This window comes from uncultured Campylobacter sp. (genome assembly GCF_963517995.1).
Taxonomy (GTDB): Bacteria; Campylobacterota; Campylobacteria; order Campylobacterales; family Campylobacteraceae; genus Campylobacter_A.
The window spans coordinates 1-2,597 of the sequence record NZ_CAUQHQ010000210.1; the positions used below are offsets into that span (position 1 = coordinate 1).

The window sequence follows — 2,597 nt, forward strand, 5'->3', positions numbered from 1 at the left end:
CGTAGGTATCATACCCGCCCGCATAAACTCAAGCCCCGTGTTTGAAATAGCTTGCACTATCAAAACTGCAAGAAAAAGAAGCGAAAACGCCCATAAGACATGCTTGCACAGGCACTCTTTTAAATTTGAAACGACGAAAAATAAAATCAGTAAAAGCAAAAATGCAAATATCATCAAAAATAAGCTGATGATGGACTGCGTATCGAGTAGCTCGCCTGCAAATACCGGAAAATTCGCGCTAGCGTGAGCATAGGTTAAGCCGTAGCCCGCACCCAAGGCGAAAAACGTTATCATCTTTGCAGGGTTAAATTTGATAAAAATCCAAAGCGCGCTAACTAGTAAAAATACCAAAGTAGCCGCGTCAAATACCATTTTAACGCCCGCGTCGTGAAGCGTGAGTCTAGCGATCTTAAAAACGACTATGCCTGCTGCGATACCCAAAACCGAGGGTAGAAACAGCGCTTTTAGGCTCTTTTTGTCGTTGTTTAACGCTGCAAAAAGGACAAATCCCAGTAACGATGAGATAACTTGGACGAAATATATAGACATGATCAGCCCTGTAATTTGAGAATTTGAATAAAATTTAGAGCGGACTTAGCCGCTCTAAGCCCGAATTATTTAGCAGGCGCTCCGGTATATTGGAATTTATAGGTCGTGGTAAACGGCTCGAACCATTTACCTACGCCCGTTTCTTTGTCTGCGTGACGACCGAAGCCTTGTTTTTCAGGATTTTCTATATGAAATTTTAGCTCGTAGTTGCCAACGCCCGTATCCATTTTTAGGTTAGCGCCGTAGTGAGGGCCGTCTTGAGCAACCATAGGCATAAATGTGCCTTTTTTAACTTTGCCGTTATCTAGGTTTTTTAGCTCGTAATTAACTTTTAGATAAGGGATCCACTCGCCGGCTGCAAAGCCGTTTTTATTTCCCTCGATAGCGTGGATGTCGGCCTCTAGGTGGATGTCGGCTTTACTAGGAGCTAGGTCGATGCCTTTTGGCTCCATGTCGATCGGCTCTAGATAAACGGCAGCTATCTCCATACCGTTGATTTCTACCGGATCGCCGATAGGAAACTCGCCTGCTAAGGCTACTGAAGCAGCAAGGCTGAATGCCAAAGCTGTTTTAACAAATTTGTTCATGTTCTCTCCTTTAAATTGATTTGTAAATTTATTTTAAGCTTCGCGGCAACCCGCGAAAGCTAGAAACGTCAAATTTAAGCCTCTTTGGCTTGCTTTTTTTTCATTATGATCACGCCGATGATTAGCGCCGCTACCATGATAGTCTGCGGTACTAAGCTCTCGTAATACGGATAAATGCCCAGCCACTCGATAGTTGGGAAGCCTTCGATCTTAGTTGGAACGAAAATTTTACCCTCAACGAACTCCATAAGCCCTTTCCCCACAAACACGATCGACATATAAAAAATGATCGCCGAAGTGAACAAGAAAAACGGCTTGATTGGGATTTTTATAGCAAAAATTTTAAACACGTAGTAAGTAACAAGCAAGACAACTAGCCCCACTACAAATCCCAGCGCGATCATCGAGTAGCCCGCGCTATCTTTAGCGTCAAAAATCAGCGCCTGATAGAAAAGCACGGTCTCCGCGCCTTCTCTAAATACCGCTAAAAATACCGTCCACCAAAGCGCCTTAGCAGAGCCTGCTGATATCGACTCGCTGACGTGGCTTTGGATATATTTGCTCCATTTTTTCGCACCCGCGTTTGAAAGTAGCCAAAAACCGACGTAAAAGAGTAGTCCCACGGCGATAAGCATCACCGCGCCCTCCATTACCTCTCTTTTTTGACCCGCAGCGCCTGCAAATATCAAATTCATAATCCACGCCATAACAAAGCTTAACACGACCGCTACGCCAAGCGAGCTGTAAACGATACTCATGCGCTTTTCGTTGCCCGTTTTTAGTAGATACGCCACGACTGCCGCTACAATGATGAGCGCCTCAAATCCCTCGCGAAGTATGACCGTAAGCGCATAAACAAATAGCGCCCAAGGCGAGCTGCTGCCGCTTGTTTTTTCTAGCGCGGCGTCTAAATTTGCACCTAGATTATCGGCTGCTTGCTGGAGTCTCTCGACGCTCACGCCCGCTTTCATCAACGCGACTACTTCGCCGAAATTTCCTTCTATCTTAGTTTTTAGACCGACGTCTATCGCGCCTACTTTATTTTCCATGCCGCTGCCTTCGAACTCGTCGAAGTAAATATCCTGCGCATCGCTCATAGCTTTATCTACGTCTTTTGCGGCGTAAAGTTTGATCGCGTCTGCGATTTTTGCCTTTATGTTTGCAACCACCGGCGCAAAATCAGTAGCCGCGTCATCCTCGGCGCTGTCAGGCAAAACTACGTTGGTAGCTAGCGAACCCGAGTCCATAGGTAGCTTGGCGACGTTTTCGTATATCAGCGCATCAAGCTCGTCCAAATTTGACTTTAGTACGTCGGCGGCTACATCGTTGTTTATAGCGATTATCGCCGAGCCCATTCGCTTTTGGATATCGCCGTCGATGCCCTGACCGCCGTCTATAAATCTACGAATGGCCTCTTCCAGCTTCGTGTTGCGGTAAAGCTCAAATTTGGCTTTATTGTTT

General features: G+C 45.8%; 2 protein-coding genes and 1 pseudogene. All 3 read right to left on the reverse strand.

From position 1 onward, the window contains the following. Positions 1 to 549 (reverse strand): annotated as a pseudogene (locus tag RYL88_RS12655) (DUF2318 domain-containing protein); the annotation flags it as partial. Positions 550 to 614: 65 nt separating this feature from the next. Then, positions 615 to 1,136 (reverse strand): iron transporter, encoded by a 522-nt coding sequence (locus RYL88_RS12660; protein ID WP_122873224.1) that lies wholly within the window; start codon positions 1,134 to 1,136, stop codon positions 615 to 617. 74 nt (positions 1,137 to 1,210) lie between these two features. Then, on the reverse strand, positions 1,211 to 2,597 hold a 1,387-nt coding region (locus RYL88_RS12665), incomplete at its 5' end, for an FTR1 family protein (protein ID WP_314991789.1).

Excerpts from the sequence above, each read along its gene's own strand:
- RYL88_RS12660 (WP_122873224.1), bottom strand. The coding sequence starts at position 1,136 with ATGAACAAATTTGTTAAAACAGCTTTGGCATTCAGCCTTGCTGCTTCA.